The 11,981-nt window shown below is 72.2% G+C and carries 12 protein-coding genes; 7 read left to right on the top strand and 5 right to left on the bottom strand.

Translation table 11 applies throughout. From position 1 onward, the window contains the following. Positions 1–26: 26 nt before the first annotated feature. Complete coding sequence (locus tag OHA21_RS31285; protein ID WP_328460974.1) at positions 27–1,589, bottom strand: ferredoxin reductase family protein; 1,563 nt, start codon at positions 1,587–1,589, stop codon at positions 27–29. Positions 1,590–1,711: 122 nt separating this feature from the next. Here OHA21_RS31285 and cbiE point away from each other — a divergent pair, with 122 nt between their 5' ends. The 6 genes from cbiE (at position 1,712) to OHA21_RS31315 (ending at position 6,465) form a co-directional block, all read left to right on the top strand. Beyond that, positions 1,712–2,920, top strand: coding sequence for a precorrin-6y C5,15-methyltransferase (decarboxylating) subunit CbiE (gene cbiE / locus OHA21_RS31290; protein ID WP_328460976.1), 1,209 nt, complete (start codon positions 1,712–1,714; stop codon positions 2,918–2,920). Next, positions 2,917–3,660, top strand: coding sequence for a precorrin-4 C(11)-methyltransferase (gene cobM, locus OHA21_RS31295; protein ID WP_328460978.1), 744 nt, complete (start codon positions 2,917–2,919; stop codon positions 3,658–3,660). Before cbiE ends, cobM begins: the two co-directional genes overlap by 4 nt. Then, positions 3,648–4,394, top strand: coding sequence for a cobalt-precorrin-6A reductase (locus OHA21_RS31300; RefSeq protein WP_328460980.1), 747 nt, complete (start codon positions 3,648–3,650; stop codon positions 4,392–4,394). The genes cobM and OHA21_RS31300 overlap by 13 nt, the downstream gene beginning before the upstream one ends. 59 nt (positions 4,395–4,453) lie before the next feature. Next, entirely contained in the window at positions 4,454–5,098 is a 645-nt protein-coding gene (locus OHA21_RS31305; protein ID WP_328460982.1) for a hypothetical protein, read from the top strand. Continuing rightward, complete coding sequence (locus OHA21_RS31310) at positions 5,095–5,661, top strand: hypothetical protein (protein WP_328460984.1); 567 nt, start codon at positions 5,095–5,097, stop codon at positions 5,659–5,661. The genes OHA21_RS31305 and OHA21_RS31310 overlap by 4 nt, the downstream gene beginning before the upstream one ends. A 75-nt stretch (positions 5,662–5,736) precedes the next feature. Then, the gene (locus OHA21_RS31315) at positions 5,737–6,465 is read left to right on the top strand and encodes an SDR family oxidoreductase (protein WP_328460986.1); all 729 of its coding nucleotides are present in this window, start codon (positions 5,737–5,739) and stop codon (positions 6,463–6,465) included. Here OHA21_RS31315 and OHA21_RS31320 read toward each other — a convergent pair. The 3 genes from OHA21_RS31320 to OHA21_RS31330 form a co-directional block, all read right to left on the bottom strand. Continuing rightward, positions 6,462–7,412: a GlxA family transcriptional regulator gene (locus OHA21_RS31320; RefSeq protein ID WP_328460988.1), complete on the bottom strand. Its 951-nt coding sequence runs from the start codon at positions 7,410–7,412 to the stop codon at positions 6,462–6,464. The two genes, OHA21_RS31315 and OHA21_RS31320, sit on opposite strands and share 4 nt — an antisense overlap. Before the next feature lie 270 nt (positions 7,413–7,682). After that, the gene (locus OHA21_RS31325; protein ID WP_328460990.1) at positions 7,683–9,434 is read right to left on the bottom strand and encodes an alpha/beta hydrolase; all 1,752 of its coding nucleotides are present in this window, start codon (positions 9,432–9,434) and stop codon (positions 7,683–7,685) included. 88 nt (positions 9,435–9,522) lie between these two features. Further along, positions 9,523–10,176 carry a SemiSWEET transporter gene (locus tag OHA21_RS31330; protein WP_328460992.1) on the bottom strand — a complete coding sequence of 218 codons (654 nt, stop codon included), beginning with the start codon at positions 10,174–10,176 and terminating at the stop codon, positions 9,523–9,525. Between the two features lie 148 nt (positions 10,177–10,324). On the opposite strand from OHA21_RS31330, the gene OHA21_RS31335 reads away from it, so the two are divergent. Then, the gene (locus OHA21_RS31335; RefSeq protein ID WP_328460994.1) at positions 10,325–11,527 is read left to right on the top strand and encodes a hypothetical protein; all 1,203 of its coding nucleotides are present in this window, start codon (positions 10,325–10,327) and stop codon (positions 11,525–11,527) included. A gap of 4 nt (positions 11,528–11,531) precedes the next feature. Here the strand turns inward: OHA21_RS31335 and OHA21_RS31340 are convergent, their stop codons facing one another. Beyond that, on the bottom strand, positions 11,532–11,981 hold the full coding sequence (locus tag OHA21_RS31340) for a YdeI/OmpD-associated family protein (protein ID WP_328460996.1): 450 nt from the start codon (positions 11,979–11,981) through the stop codon (positions 11,532–11,534).

Genomic DNA, 11,981 nt, shown 5'->3' on the forward strand with positions numbered 1-11,981 from the left:
GAGATACTCCCAGGTCAGATCGGGGGTCAGAACTCGAACGGGTCGAGGTGGAGCTGGCTGTCCGGCACCTCGAGCTGGCGCAGCGTGTCGACCGCCGCGTTGACCAGCCCGGGCGGGCCGCAGAGGTAGACGTCGCGCCGGTTCACGTCCGGCACCAGGCCGCGCAGCCCGTCGGGGGTGAACAGCCGCCGCGGGCCGGGGTCGTTGCGGCCACCGACGATGTAGCGCACCCAGGCGTCCCGCTGCTCGGCCAGCTCTTCCAGCTCGGCCCGGAAGACCAGCTCGTCGGGGCGGCTGGCCCGGTAGATCACGATGGTGTCCGGCGGCATGTCCTCGAGCAGGGCCCGGATCGGCGCGATGCCGCTGCCGCCGGCGATCAGCAAAGCCCGCCGCCGGGTACGCCGTTGCGCCGTGAACGTCCCGAACGGGCCCTCGGCCCAGACCGGCGTGCCCGGCCGCATCTCGGCGAGCTTGCGGGTGTGCCCACCGGCGATCGTCACGGTGAGCCGCAGCCACTGCGAGTTCGGGGCGGCCGACAGCGAGAACGGGTGCGACTGCCACCAGCCGTTGGCGGTCAGGAAGCGCCAGCGCATGAACTGGCCGGCCTGCGCGGGCAGCCGGTCGAGCCGCTTGCCGTCGATGTAGATGGAGAACGTGTTGGCGCCCTCGCCGACCACCTCGGCGACGCTGAACCGGTGCCGGGCGTTGAGCCAGAACGGTTCGACCACGCGGCCCCAGATCAGCGCGGAGAGTGTCAGGCAGCCCAGCGCCGGCCAGAAGACCGAGGCGAACTTGCCGCTCATGTCGGCGCCGGCGGCCATCTGGTGGCCGTAGCCGAGGAGCAGGACGCCGTAGCTGGTCAGGTGGATCAGATGCCAGAGCTCGTACGGCAGGCGGTTGCGCATGAACCGGATCGAGACGAGCGCGATCAGGACCAGCAGGCCGGTGGCGATCGTCGCGCTGATCATCTCCGGGAACGTGGTGATCACGGTCCAGGCCTGGTCGACGACGCCGGTGTCGGCGGTGAGCGCGTAGGCGTAGACGATGAAGACGACGTGCGCGAGGACCGCGACGAGCAGCGTGGTGCCCAGCCAGCGGTGCCAGATCAGCAGGTCACGGGAGCCGACCCACTCCTCCAGCCAGGAGACCCGGCTCATCATCAGGAGCTGGATGAAGAGCAGGTAGCCGCCGATCAGGCCGGTGACCCGGCCGGCCGCGAGCATCAGGCCGGTGGTGTCGCTGATCGCGCCGGCCTGGGTCTGGAAGACCCAGAGCGCGACGCTGGTCGCCAGGCCGGAGAAGAACAGCAGCACGGTCAGGAGCCGGTTGCCGCTGGTCGCCTCGGCCGGCGGCCGGTCGTCCGGGATCGGCACACCGGTCCCGGCCTTCCATCCGGTCGGGTCGGTGAGCGACTCGACGACGATGTCGCCGCGCCGGTACGGGTCCGGCTCCTCGTACTGTGGGTACTGCCCCGACGGCCAGGCCGGCATCGGGTCGTCCCAGCTCGGCCGGGTGTCGGCCCGCAGATCTGCGAAATAGCCGTCGTCCTCGGGCAGCTCGCGCTGGTCCTGGAAGGCCGGAATGGCCATCGTCCTCACCTGCTCAGCAGTCGTCGTACGGCGGTCGTCAAAGACGTGTACGCGCACGACCGCCGGTTGGCTCAACCTGATCCAGAAAATCTCGCGATCCGGGCCCGGGATAGGTTCAGCGGGTGCGTACCGACGATGTGGTCACGGTGGTCGGCCTCGGCGCCGGCGGATGGCCGGACCTTTCCGGTACGAGCAGGCAGGCTCTCCACGATGCCGAGGTGATCTTCGGCAGTGCCCGGCAACTCGCGCTGTTACCGGAATCGATCATCGCCCGGCGCGTGCCCTGGCCGTCTCCCCTGGTCCCCGCCCTTCCCGGGCTGCTCGACGCGGAACGCGGCCGGACCGTCTGCGTGCTCGCCAGCGGCGACCCGATGTTCCACGGGATCGGGTCCACGCTGGTCCGGCTGCTCGGCGCGGACCGGATCCGGGTGCTGCCCCACCCGTCGTCGGTGTCGCTGGCCGCGGCCCGGATGGGCTGGGACCTGGCCGCCACCGACGTGGTGAGCTTGGTCACCGCGCCGGTCGCGTCGCTGGCCCGCTGGCTCAACCCGGGCCGGCGGATCCTGGTCCTCTCGGCCGGCGCGCAGACCCCGGCTCAGGTCGCGGAACTGCTGGCCGCGCGGGGCTACGGGTCAGCGTCGCTGACCGTTCTGGAACAGCTGGGCGGTCCGGGTGAGCGGGTCGTCGCCGGCCAGGCCGGGACCTGGTCGCCGCCCGAGGGCGACTCCCTCAACGTGGTCGCGGTCGAGTGCGGCGACGGGCCGCCGGCTTCGCAGGTGGCCGGGCTTCCCGATGACGCGTACGCCGGGGACGGTCAACTGACCAAGCGAGAGGTACGAGCGGTCACGCTGGCCGCCCTCGCCCCGGTTCCCGGCGCACTGCTCTGGGACGTCGGGGCCGGCTCCGGCAGTATCGGGATCGAGTGGATGCGCAGCCACCCCACGTGCCGGGCGATCGCCGTCGAGTCGTCCGCCGAGCGGGTGGCCACCATCGCGGCGAACGCGGCGGCGCTCGGCGTACCCGGTCTGCGGGTGGTCCACGGCCGGGCCCCGGACGCGCTGGACGACCTGCCGGTTCCGGACACGATCTTCATTGGAGGCGGTTTGACCCGCGACGGAGTTCTCGACCGCTGCCTGGCCGCACTGCGCCCCGGCGGTCGGCTGGTGGTCAACGCGGTCACCGTCGAGTCGGAGGCGGTGGTGGCGGCGGCGTACGCGAAGCTCGGCGGCGAGCTGACCCGGATCACGGTGCAGCGCGGGTCGCCGGTGGGCGGGTTCACCGGCTGGCGGTCGTTCATGCCCGTCACCATCTGGTCGGTGGTGCCGCGATGACCGTGCACTTCATCGGCGCCGGGCCGGGCGCCGCGGACCTGATCACGCTGCGCGGGCACCGGCTGATCGCGGCGTCGCCGGTCTGCCTCTACGCGGGCAGCCTGGTCCCGCCCGAACTGCTGGAGGCCTGCCCAGCCGGGGCGCGCCTGGTGGACACCGCGGAAATGATCCTCGACAAGATCATCGCCGAGATGGTCGCCGCCCACGAGGCCGGGCAGGACGTGGCCCGGCTGCACTCCGGTGACCCGTCGGTGTTCAGCGCGGTCGCCGAGCAGATGCGCCGGCTCGACACGGCCGGCGTGCCGTACGACGTGACGCCCGGGGTGCCGTCGTTCGCGGCGGCGGCCGCCTCACTGGGGCGGGAGTTCACAGTTCCCGGGGTGGCGCAGACGGTCATTCTGACGCGTACCGCGGAACGGGCGACGGCCATGCCGCCCGGCGAGGACCTGGCCACTCTCGGCGCCAGCCGGGCGACCATGGTGCTGCACCTGGCGGTCCAGCGGATCGAGGCGGTGGTGGCCGACCTGATCGGCAACTACGGCGCGGACTGCCCGGTCGCGGTGGTGGCCAAGGCCAGCCGGCCGGACGAGCTGATCGTCCGCGGCACCCTCGCCGACATCGCGGCACGGGTCGAGGAGGCCGGGATCAAGCGGACCGCGGTGATCGTGGTCGGAGCTGCGCTGAGTGCCGGGCAGTTCCCGGACTCCCACCTGTACTCCGCGAATCGATGCCGGCCCTGAGGGTTCTGCTGCTCGGCGGGACGACCGAGGCCCGGCGGCTCGCCGGGCTGCTGGTGGCGGACGGGCACACGGTGATCAGCTCGCTGGCCGGGCGGACCAGCGAGCCGCTGCGGCCGGCCGGTGCGGTGCGGATCGGCGGGTTCGGTGGGGTGGACGGACTGGTCGGCTATCTGCGGGACGAGCGGATCGACGTGCTGGTCGACGCGACGCATCCGTTCGCGGCGACCATGACCCGGCATGCGGTGGCGGCGGCGGGTGCTTCGGGCGTACCCCTCATGGTTTTGCGCAGGCCGGGCTGGACCGCCGTGCCGGGCGACGACTGGCACCGGGTGGTGTCTCTCGCTGAGGCCGCACAGCGGCTGCCCGATCTGGGGCGCCGGGTCTTCCTGACCACCGGGCGGCAGGAGCTCGCCGTTTTCGCCGGGCTGGACGAGTGCTGGTTCCTGGCCCGGTCGGTGGAGCCGCCGGGCACGCCCGCGCCGCGGCAGCTGGCGATCGTGCTGGACCGCGGCCCGTTCACCGTCGAGGGTGAGCGGCAGCTGATGCTCGATCACCGCATCGACGTGCTGGTCACGAAGGACAGTGGCGGCGCCGACGCCAAGCTCGCTGCCGCCCGCGCGCTGTCGATCCCGGTCCTGATGGTGAACCGTCCCCCGGAGCCCGGACCGGTGCTGTCCACACCCGAGGAGCTGGCCGCCATACTCCGGGGCCGCGGCGCAAGCGCTGAAAACTGACATGCCTGGAGGCGTTACTGAGGGCTGCGGTTTCGGTCACCGGGTGCAAGGCTCGGTGGATGGCGGTCCACGCGCTGCATGCCGAGTTGAACGCTGTGCGTGCGCTGGTGGCCGACGGCCTGGCCGAGGTGACCGGCGCGTCCGGTGATGCCGGGCAGTTCTGGGTCCGGTCGGCGTGCGCCCGGCTGACCGCGGTCGACGCGGTCCTGGTGGAGGCCGCCGGTGGGCTGGCCGGGCCGGTGCAGGCGATCGCGGCGACGGTGGTCTCGTTCGGGGCGGTCGCCCTCACCGCCGCGCTCGCCCAGGCGGCCGGCCTCGGTCTCGGCGGGGTGCTGGTGGTGGCGGCCGTGGTGCTGCTGGCGCTGTTCGGCGTGGCTTCCCGGCTGTGCCGCCCGGTGCGGATGGCGCTCGGCCGGCGGCGCCTGGCCCGCGCCGGCACGCCTCCGCTGGGCGCCCGCACCTTGCACGTCTCCGCCCATATCGGACTTATCGTGGTGCCCGACGAGCTGCTGCGCGCCCGCGTCCGGCTGGTCTCGGCGACGCTGCGGCAGGTCGGCTCGCGGCACTGGAGTGTGCCGGAGCTGCGGCTGGCCGCCCGCACCGATCCGACCGTGCGCCGGCTCGCCCACGCCGACCTGCTGCTCTGCCAGGCGATCGACTGCCTGGAGCGATACCTCGACGATCTCGCGAAGGGGTGGCCGTGAGCCGGGACGATCCGTTCGCCGGGGGCGCCGGGCCGCGACTGTTCCGGATCGACCGCGAACTGGAGGCGGTGATCGTCGACGCGCAGTGCCGGGACTGGGCGGCCGACCGGCCGGACCGGGTGGGTTTCGCGCGGCTCGGGCAGGCCCGGCACGAGGTGTTCACCGCGGCCCAGCGGTACCGGGCCGCACGGCACGCGGTGGATCTGCCGACGCTGCTGGTCGTCGTGGTGGTGTGGCCGGCCGTCGTGGCGGTGCTGCTGCCGATGGCCGACACGACGAACCCGCTGGTGCTGGCCGGTGTGCTGGTCGCCGGCGGCTGGGCGGCGCTGATCGCCGCGCTGGGATCGTTCCGGTTGCGCAGGCTGCGCGCCGGCCGGGCCCGGGTCGGTGCGGCGCCGATCGACGATCCCTATCTGTACGCCGCACTGCGCCGCCGCATCGAGTCCTGCGCGGTGGCCGCCCGCAACGACACCTCGCACCGGCGCCGGGCCGCCGCGGCCGACCTGGAGTACGCGCTGGACTGGCTGGCCGCCGCCCAGGACGAGCTGCCGCGCGGGGCGTGACCGGCGCCACTGTCACATCCCGATCAGCCCTGTCGTCCTGTCCAGAAAGATCCGCATCGGACGAAGGAGCAGATCATGAAGGTCGTAGTGGTTGGCGCCACCGGGCAGACCGGCCGGCTTCTGGTCGACGCACTGCGCGCCCGCGGCCACGAGGTCGTGCCGGCTGCCCGGTCGACCGGGGTGGACGCGTTCACCGGCGCCGGGCTGAAGGAAGCCCTGACCGGCGCAGACGTGGTGGTGGACGTGACCAACCCGGTGAGCCGGGAGGAGGAGGCGACCACCGGCTTCTTCCGCACCAGCGCGGAGAACCTCACCGCCGCGGGACGTGAGGCCGGAGTCGGGCACCACGTCGTGCTCTCCATCGTCGGCCTGGAACGCGGCTCCGCGCTGCCGTACTACCGGGCGAAACTGGCCCAGGAGGCGGCGGTCCGGGCCGGCGGGGTGCCGTACACGATCGTCCGGGCCACCCAGTTCTTCGAGTTCATCCCGGACGTGCTGATCCCGGCCAACACCGACGGTGACGTGGTGCGGCTGGCTCCGCTCCGCATGCAGCCGATCGCCCTGTCCGACCTGGCCGGGATCCTTGTGGAGATCGCCGAGTCGGCGCCCGCGGACGGCACCGTCGAGGTGGCCGGGCCGCACGAACTCCTGCTGGACGAGGCCGGCCGCCGGCTGGCCGCGCCGGGGCAACGGGTGACCAGCGACGGCAAGCCGTACTTCGGGGCGGACATCCCGGTGGACGCCCTGCTGCCGGGTCCGGGCGCCCGGCTGGGAACGACGACTTTCGCCGAGTGGCGGGCCTAGGCCTTCGCCTTGAAGGTGCTGCGGTACGCCTGCGGGGTGGTACTGAGCCGCTGGGTGAAGTGATGCCGCAGGGTCTGCGCGCTGCCGAAGCCGGCGCGGTCGGCGATCGTGTCGACGCCGAGATCGGTCTCCTCCAGCAGGCGGCGGGCCAGCAGCACGCGCTGGCCGGTCAGCCAGTCGTGCGGGGTGGCGCCGGTCTCGGCCCGGAACTTGCGAGCGAACGTCCGCGGAGCCATGTGCACGGTCTCCGACATGCTCTCCACGGTGTGTTCCCGGTCCAGGGTGCCCAGCAGGTGGTTGAGCAGCGGTTGCAGGGTCTCGCAGGAGACCGCCGACGCGATCGGCGTCTCGATGAACTGGGCCTGACCACCGTCGCGGTGCGGCGGCACGACCATCCGCCGGGCGATCGTCGCGGCCACCGCCGAGCCCTGTTCCTCGCGGATCAGGTGCAGTCCACAGTCGATCGCGGCGGCGGTGCCCGCGCTGGTCAGGATGTTGCCGTCGGCCACATACAGCACACCGGGGTCGACCTTGGCGTTCGGGTAGCGGCGGGCCAGCTCGTCGGTGTGCCGCCAGTGGGTGGTGCAGCGCCGGTCGTCGAGCAGGCCGGCCTCGCCGAGGGCGAACGCGCCGGTGCACACGCTCATCACCCAGGCGCCGCGGTCGTGCGCCCGGCGCAGCACGTCGAGCACCTGGGACGGGGCCTCGCGGATGTCGTTGGGCACGACGGCGACCAGGTCGGCCGTCTCGGCCGGGGTCAGGTCGTGGCTGGGCGAGATGCTGAACCCCGAGTGGGTGGGCACCGGCCGGCCGTCCACGCTGCACACCGCGAAGTCGTAACCGGGCAGGCCCTCCGGCGTCCGGTCGTAACCGAACATTTCACAGAGGACACCGAGCTCGAAGACCGCCACCTCAGGCATCGTGATCACGGCGACACTACGCAACATGCGGCCAGCCTAACCCGAGGTTGGCAGTTTCTTGAAGATGTATGGCATTCCTGCCACTGTCTTCGGGGCTCCGGCAGGACGACGCTAGAGACATGGAAATCGCAGCCGTTGTCTTCTTCGCCCTACTTCTGATCGCTTCCCTCGCGGGGCTCACCTCGGACAGCCGGGACAGCGCCGACTGGAAGCCCACAAACGACGGATATCGGACCACTTGACGAGGCACCGCCGGACCGCCCACGAACACCGGCCCGGCGGTGGATCTCCTCGGAACTAGCCGACCAGACCTCCGGTCAGGATGGAGGACGGGCGCGGCGCCACCACCGGCGGCAGCTTCTTACCGACGATCGAGGAGCTCATCTTGTCCTCGTCGGTGGGCAGCTTCTCGGTGAACGGCTGGCGCGAGTCACGGCAGACGGTGCCCACGGCCGGCAGCTTGCCGGACAGCAGGTACCGGTCGATCGCGTTGGTCGCGCAGGCGCCCGTCCCGTACGCGGTGTGACCCCAGTTGTTGCTGCTCAGCAGACGGGCGTTGGGCAGCAACCGGCTGGACGACACCGAGGCCCGGTAGTTGGTCGCCGGGTCCCAGTAGTTGCCGACCACCAGCACCGGCTTGGCCGTGCGCCGGTTGAACGGGCCGCGGTACGCGTCCTCGTCCCGGACGGTCCAGGTGCTGCTCGCACACTGCACGTCGATCCAGCCCCAGGCCCGGCCGAAGTACTTCGCCGTCTTGTCGCGGGCCGCGGTCTTCGCCGGCCAGCTGCTCGCGTTCGCCGGGTGCTTGCCGTCGGTGCAGATCACCGCGCTCTGCGCCTCGAAGCTGTTGTCGTACGGGAAGTCGTACCCGATCGACTTGGCCGCCTTGATCCGCTGGAGCACCGCCGTCTTGGCCGGAGCCGCCGCCGCGCCACCCTTCTGCAGGGCCGCGATGTCCGCCGCGAGCTGCATGACGTCCTCACCGGCGTAGACGCCGTAGAGGGCGCTCAGCGCCGCGCCGACGAAGTCCGCGTACGTGATCTTGTAGGTCCCGAACTCGTCCGAGACGACCAGCGGCTTGGCCCGCAGCTTCTTCGCGATCGCCGCGAAGTTGTTGGCCGGGTTGCCGGCCGAGAACGGGCAGTACGCCGCGCCGGCCTTGTCACACCGCTTGAAGATCTCCTGCAGCGCCTTGTACGCGCCGTCCGAGGACCGCATCCGGGCGTCGAGGATCTGGCTGCCGCTCCTGCCGGCGCCGACCCACTGCCGCGGGTCGATGTTGCCGTCCACGGCGATCGCGCGGAACCGGTCCGGGAACAGGTTCGCGTAGTACTGCCCCAGCGCGGTGCCGTAGCTGAAGCCCAGGTAGGTCAGCTTCTTGTCGCCGACCGCGCGGCGCATCAGCTCCATGTCCCGCGCCACCTCGGCGGTCGACATGGCGCCGGAGATCGGCTTGCCGGTGGTCGAGCAGCCCTTGCCGAACGCCTTGGCCGACGTGATGTATTTGGCCTTCTCGGTCTTCGTGTACGGGAACGCGACGTTCATTCCGTTGAAGACCCGGGTCTGGTCCTTGACCGACTTGAAGCACTTGATGTTGGCGCTCGCACCGATGCCGCGCGGGTCCACCCCGACGACGTCGAAGCGCTCGAGCACCGACTCGCTCAGGAAGTACGGCGCGGAGAGGGCGAACGAGGTCGCCGATCCGCCCGGGCCGCCCGGGTTGACGAACAGGCTGCCGATCTTCCGCTTCTGGTTCTTCGCCTTGATCCGCAGGAGCGCGATCTCGGTCTTCGCCCCGCGCGGGTTGTCGTAGTCCAGCGGCACGTTGACGGTGGCGCACTGGGCGACCTGGTAGCACTTGTACCAGTCGAGCTTCGGCGTCTTCAGCGTGTCGAGCCGGCGTTTCTCGACCTTGCTGGTGGTCGCCGATTTCGCCTTCGCGGCGGTGACCGTCACCGGCGCCTGTGCGGCAGCCGGGACGGACGCGCTCGCGGCCAGGAGGATGCCGACGGTGCCGGCGACCAGCAAGCGCGATCGTGGAAGTTGCATATGTGCCCCCTTCTCTTCGGAGAGTCCGCATCGTAGAGGGCCGATGCACGCCCGCGGATCGACTGATCCCCCATCCGTGCGACGCCGGTCAGGCGCTCGCGGGCACCAGTCCGCGGGTGGCCAGCTGCCGGGAGACCAGCACGCCGCAGACGATCAGGGCGCTGGTCAGGCCGACGAACGCGGACGCCCAGACCGCCGGCTGCCCGGTGCCCAGGCCGTAGAGCAACCAGGAACCGCACGCGGCGGACGCGAGCCACCAGCGCAGCGGGGACAGGCCGGACAGGTCCTGGGAGCGGTCCCGGAGCAGGGCCAGCGGCTGCGGCACCGCGGAGACGAAGGACACCGCCGCCAGCAGCGTGCCGAGCAGGGCGGCGGCGCGGTGGCCGGTGACCTGCGGCAGGGCGGCCAGGGCGGCCGAACCCGCGATGGCGAGCAGCACGGCACCGGCGGTGCCCGCGCTGGTCAGCAGGGCCCGGCCGGACCGCAGCTGGGGCTGGGTGATCAGCAGAGCGGCCAGGATGGCGAGCCCGGTGAGGGTCGTGACGGTGTTCGTCACCACCTGGAACGGGTCGCCGATCAGAAATCCGTACGTCATCCAGCCGATCGGCAGGGCCACGCTCAGCATGCAGGCCGTCGCCGACAGGCCGCTGGTGCGGCGCCGCACGCAGGACCGGTAGACCTGGGGCCAGGCGAGGGACATGGACAGGGCGGCTCCGAGGAGGCCGAAGACGTGGATAAGCATGATCCGTTTCCAGGTCGGGTTCAGGTGCCGGATGTCCGTTCGGCCCCGCCCCCGGACCGCTGACGGCTTGCACCCGCACCGCACCCCGATGCACCGCATCGGCACCCGGGGGTGACGCCGACCGGGCCGGGTTTGGCACAGTGGACGGATGCTGACCGACGTGGACCTGCCCGCGCCCGGACTGCTGTGGACCCGCTGGGCGACGCTGAGCGTCACGCTCACCGGCATCGGCCGGGCCGGCACCTGGTCGATCGACGAACGCGGCGCCCACCACGACGACGGCGCCGGCGGCTGGGCGCACTTCGCCCTGCTCGACGGCCGCCGGGCCGTGCTCTACGGCCGGCACAGCTCCACCACGCCGACCGATCCCCCGCTCGATCCGCTCACCGGCGCACCGGACTGGCTGCCCTGGGCCGACCTGTCACCGCTCGCCGAGTTCGGCCGGCTCGGCTTCGTGATCTGGCACGAGAACGGCCGGTGGTCGCGGGTGCGCTATCGCGAGGCGCCGGACGACGGCATGGCGGCCCTGCTCGCGCCGCTGCTCAGCGCGGAGAACACCCTGGCCGCCCTGGCGGAGGTGATCGCCGGCCCCGGCCGGCACGAGCTGTCCGGACCGGCTCAGCGTGAGGAGGTCCGGGCCGCGAGCGAGCGTCTGCTGCACGCCGCGATACGTGCCGAGGTCGACGCCACCCATCTGGAAGACCTGCTGGACCGGCTCACCGATCCGGCGCTGGACACCGATGCCGCGCTCGCCGTCGCCGCCCGCGCCGGGATCGTGCCGGGCACCCGGCCACCGCGCATCGCGCCCGGGCAGCGCCCGCCGATGCGCCGGGTCCGCCGGCTCAGCCAGGGCGAGCACGACCGTCTGGTGTGGGCAGCCATGCACGACGCGACCGAGCTCCGCCGGCCCGCTCCGCCGGACACCGAGGAGCTGAACGCCCTGGTCAGCTATCTGCAGGAACGCGCGCCGAACGGCGACGGGCGGTGCACCCTGCTGGCCTACGCGGACGCGACCAGTTTCAGCTCACAACCCGGTGAGCATCCGCCGGCCGACCGGCCCGGCGAGCAACGGTTCGCCGCCTTCCGCCGGCTCGCCGAGCTGATCCGGGCGCTGCGCCGGGCCGAGTCCGATCCGCGGTACGGGCGGTGGCTGTTCCTGCGGGTGGAGACCAGCGCGACCGCGGTCCAGGTGGAGCGCCGCTACGACTCCTGGCCGCCCTGGTGGCACGACGACGGTGTCTCCGGCCCGTGGCGGACGAACCTGCGGGAGGAGATGGACGGCCGGGGCGCGTCCTGGCGCCCGTCGTGGGTGCCGCTGCTGGATCCGGACGTCGCCTACCGCCCGATCTGACCCGCTAGCGCGCTTTGCCCGCGCGCAGCAGGTCGAGGGACTTGGCCAGGCGCCGGGCCCGGGTCTCGGCGGTCTTGGCGGAGGTGAGCTGCTCGGCGTGCCAGCGCTGGTTGCTGAACGACATGCTCTCCCAGAACGTCTTGGCCGCCGGCTCGCCGGCGAGCGCCGCGGCCAGGTCCTCCGGCACCTCGATCGCCCGCGGCGCGGTGTCCAGCTCAACCTCGACGTCGTAGACCTCGCCGCCCTCGATACCGGCCGCGGCCCGCCGCTCGGCGCTCACCCCGAGCCAGTAGTCGCCGCCCATCCGCGCGATCGACGACCGGAACTCATAGCCGTTGACGCGGACCACGACCTTGGGCCGGCCGCCCCCGCCCAGGCCGTCGACGATCTCGTCCGCCACCTGGAAACCGGTCGTGTTCCCGCCGGTCCGCTGCAACTCCGCCCGGAAGTCCAT

Source organism: Actinoplanes sp. NBC_00393, from assembly GCF_036053395.1.
Taxonomy (GTDB): Bacteria; Actinomycetota; Actinomycetes; order Mycobacteriales; family Micromonosporaceae; genus Actinoplanes.

What these genes read in the sequence shown, in the direction of transcription:
- OHA21_RS31330 (WP_328460992.1), bottom strand. Translation starts at nt 10,176, where the DNA reads ATGCTTATCCACGTCTTCGGCCTCCTCGGAGCCGCCCTGTCCATGTCC.
- OHA21_RS31285 (WP_328460974.1), bottom strand. Translation starts at nt 1,589, where the DNA reads ATGGCCATTCCGGCCTTCCAGGACCAGCGCGAGCTGCCCGAGGACGAC.
- OHA21_RS31320 (WP_328460988.1), bottom strand. Translation starts at nt 7,412, where the DNA reads ATGTTGCGTAGTGTCGCCGTGATCACGATGCCTGAGGTGGCGGTCTTC.
- OHA21_RS31335 (WP_328460994.1), top strand. Translation starts at nt 10,325, where the DNA reads ATGCTGACCGACGTGGACCTGCCCGCGCCCGGACTGCTGTGGACCCGC.
- OHA21_RS31325 (WP_328460990.1), bottom strand. Translation starts at nt 9,434, where the DNA reads ATGCAACTTCCACGATCGCGCTTGCTGGTCGCCGGCACCGTCGGCATC.
- OHA21_RS31300 (WP_328460980.1), top strand. Translation starts at nt 3,648, where the DNA reads ATGCCGGCCCTGAGGGTTCTGCTGCTCGGCGGGACGACCGAGGCCCGG.
- OHA21_RS31305 (WP_328460982.1), top strand. Translation starts at nt 4,454, where the DNA reads ATGGCGGTCCACGCGCTGCATGCCGAGTTGAACGCTGTGCGTGCGCTG.
- OHA21_RS31315 (WP_328460986.1), top strand. Translation starts at nt 5,737, where the DNA reads ATGAAGGTCGTAGTGGTTGGCGCCACCGGGCAGACCGGCCGGCTTCTG.
- cobM (WP_328460978.1), top strand. Translation starts at nt 2,917, where the DNA reads ATGACCGTGCACTTCATCGGCGCCGGGCCGGGCGCCGCGGACCTGATC.
- OHA21_RS31340 (WP_328460996.1), bottom strand. Translation starts at nt 11,981, where the DNA reads ATGGACTTCCGGGCGGAGTTGCAGCGGACCGGCGGGAACACGACCGGT.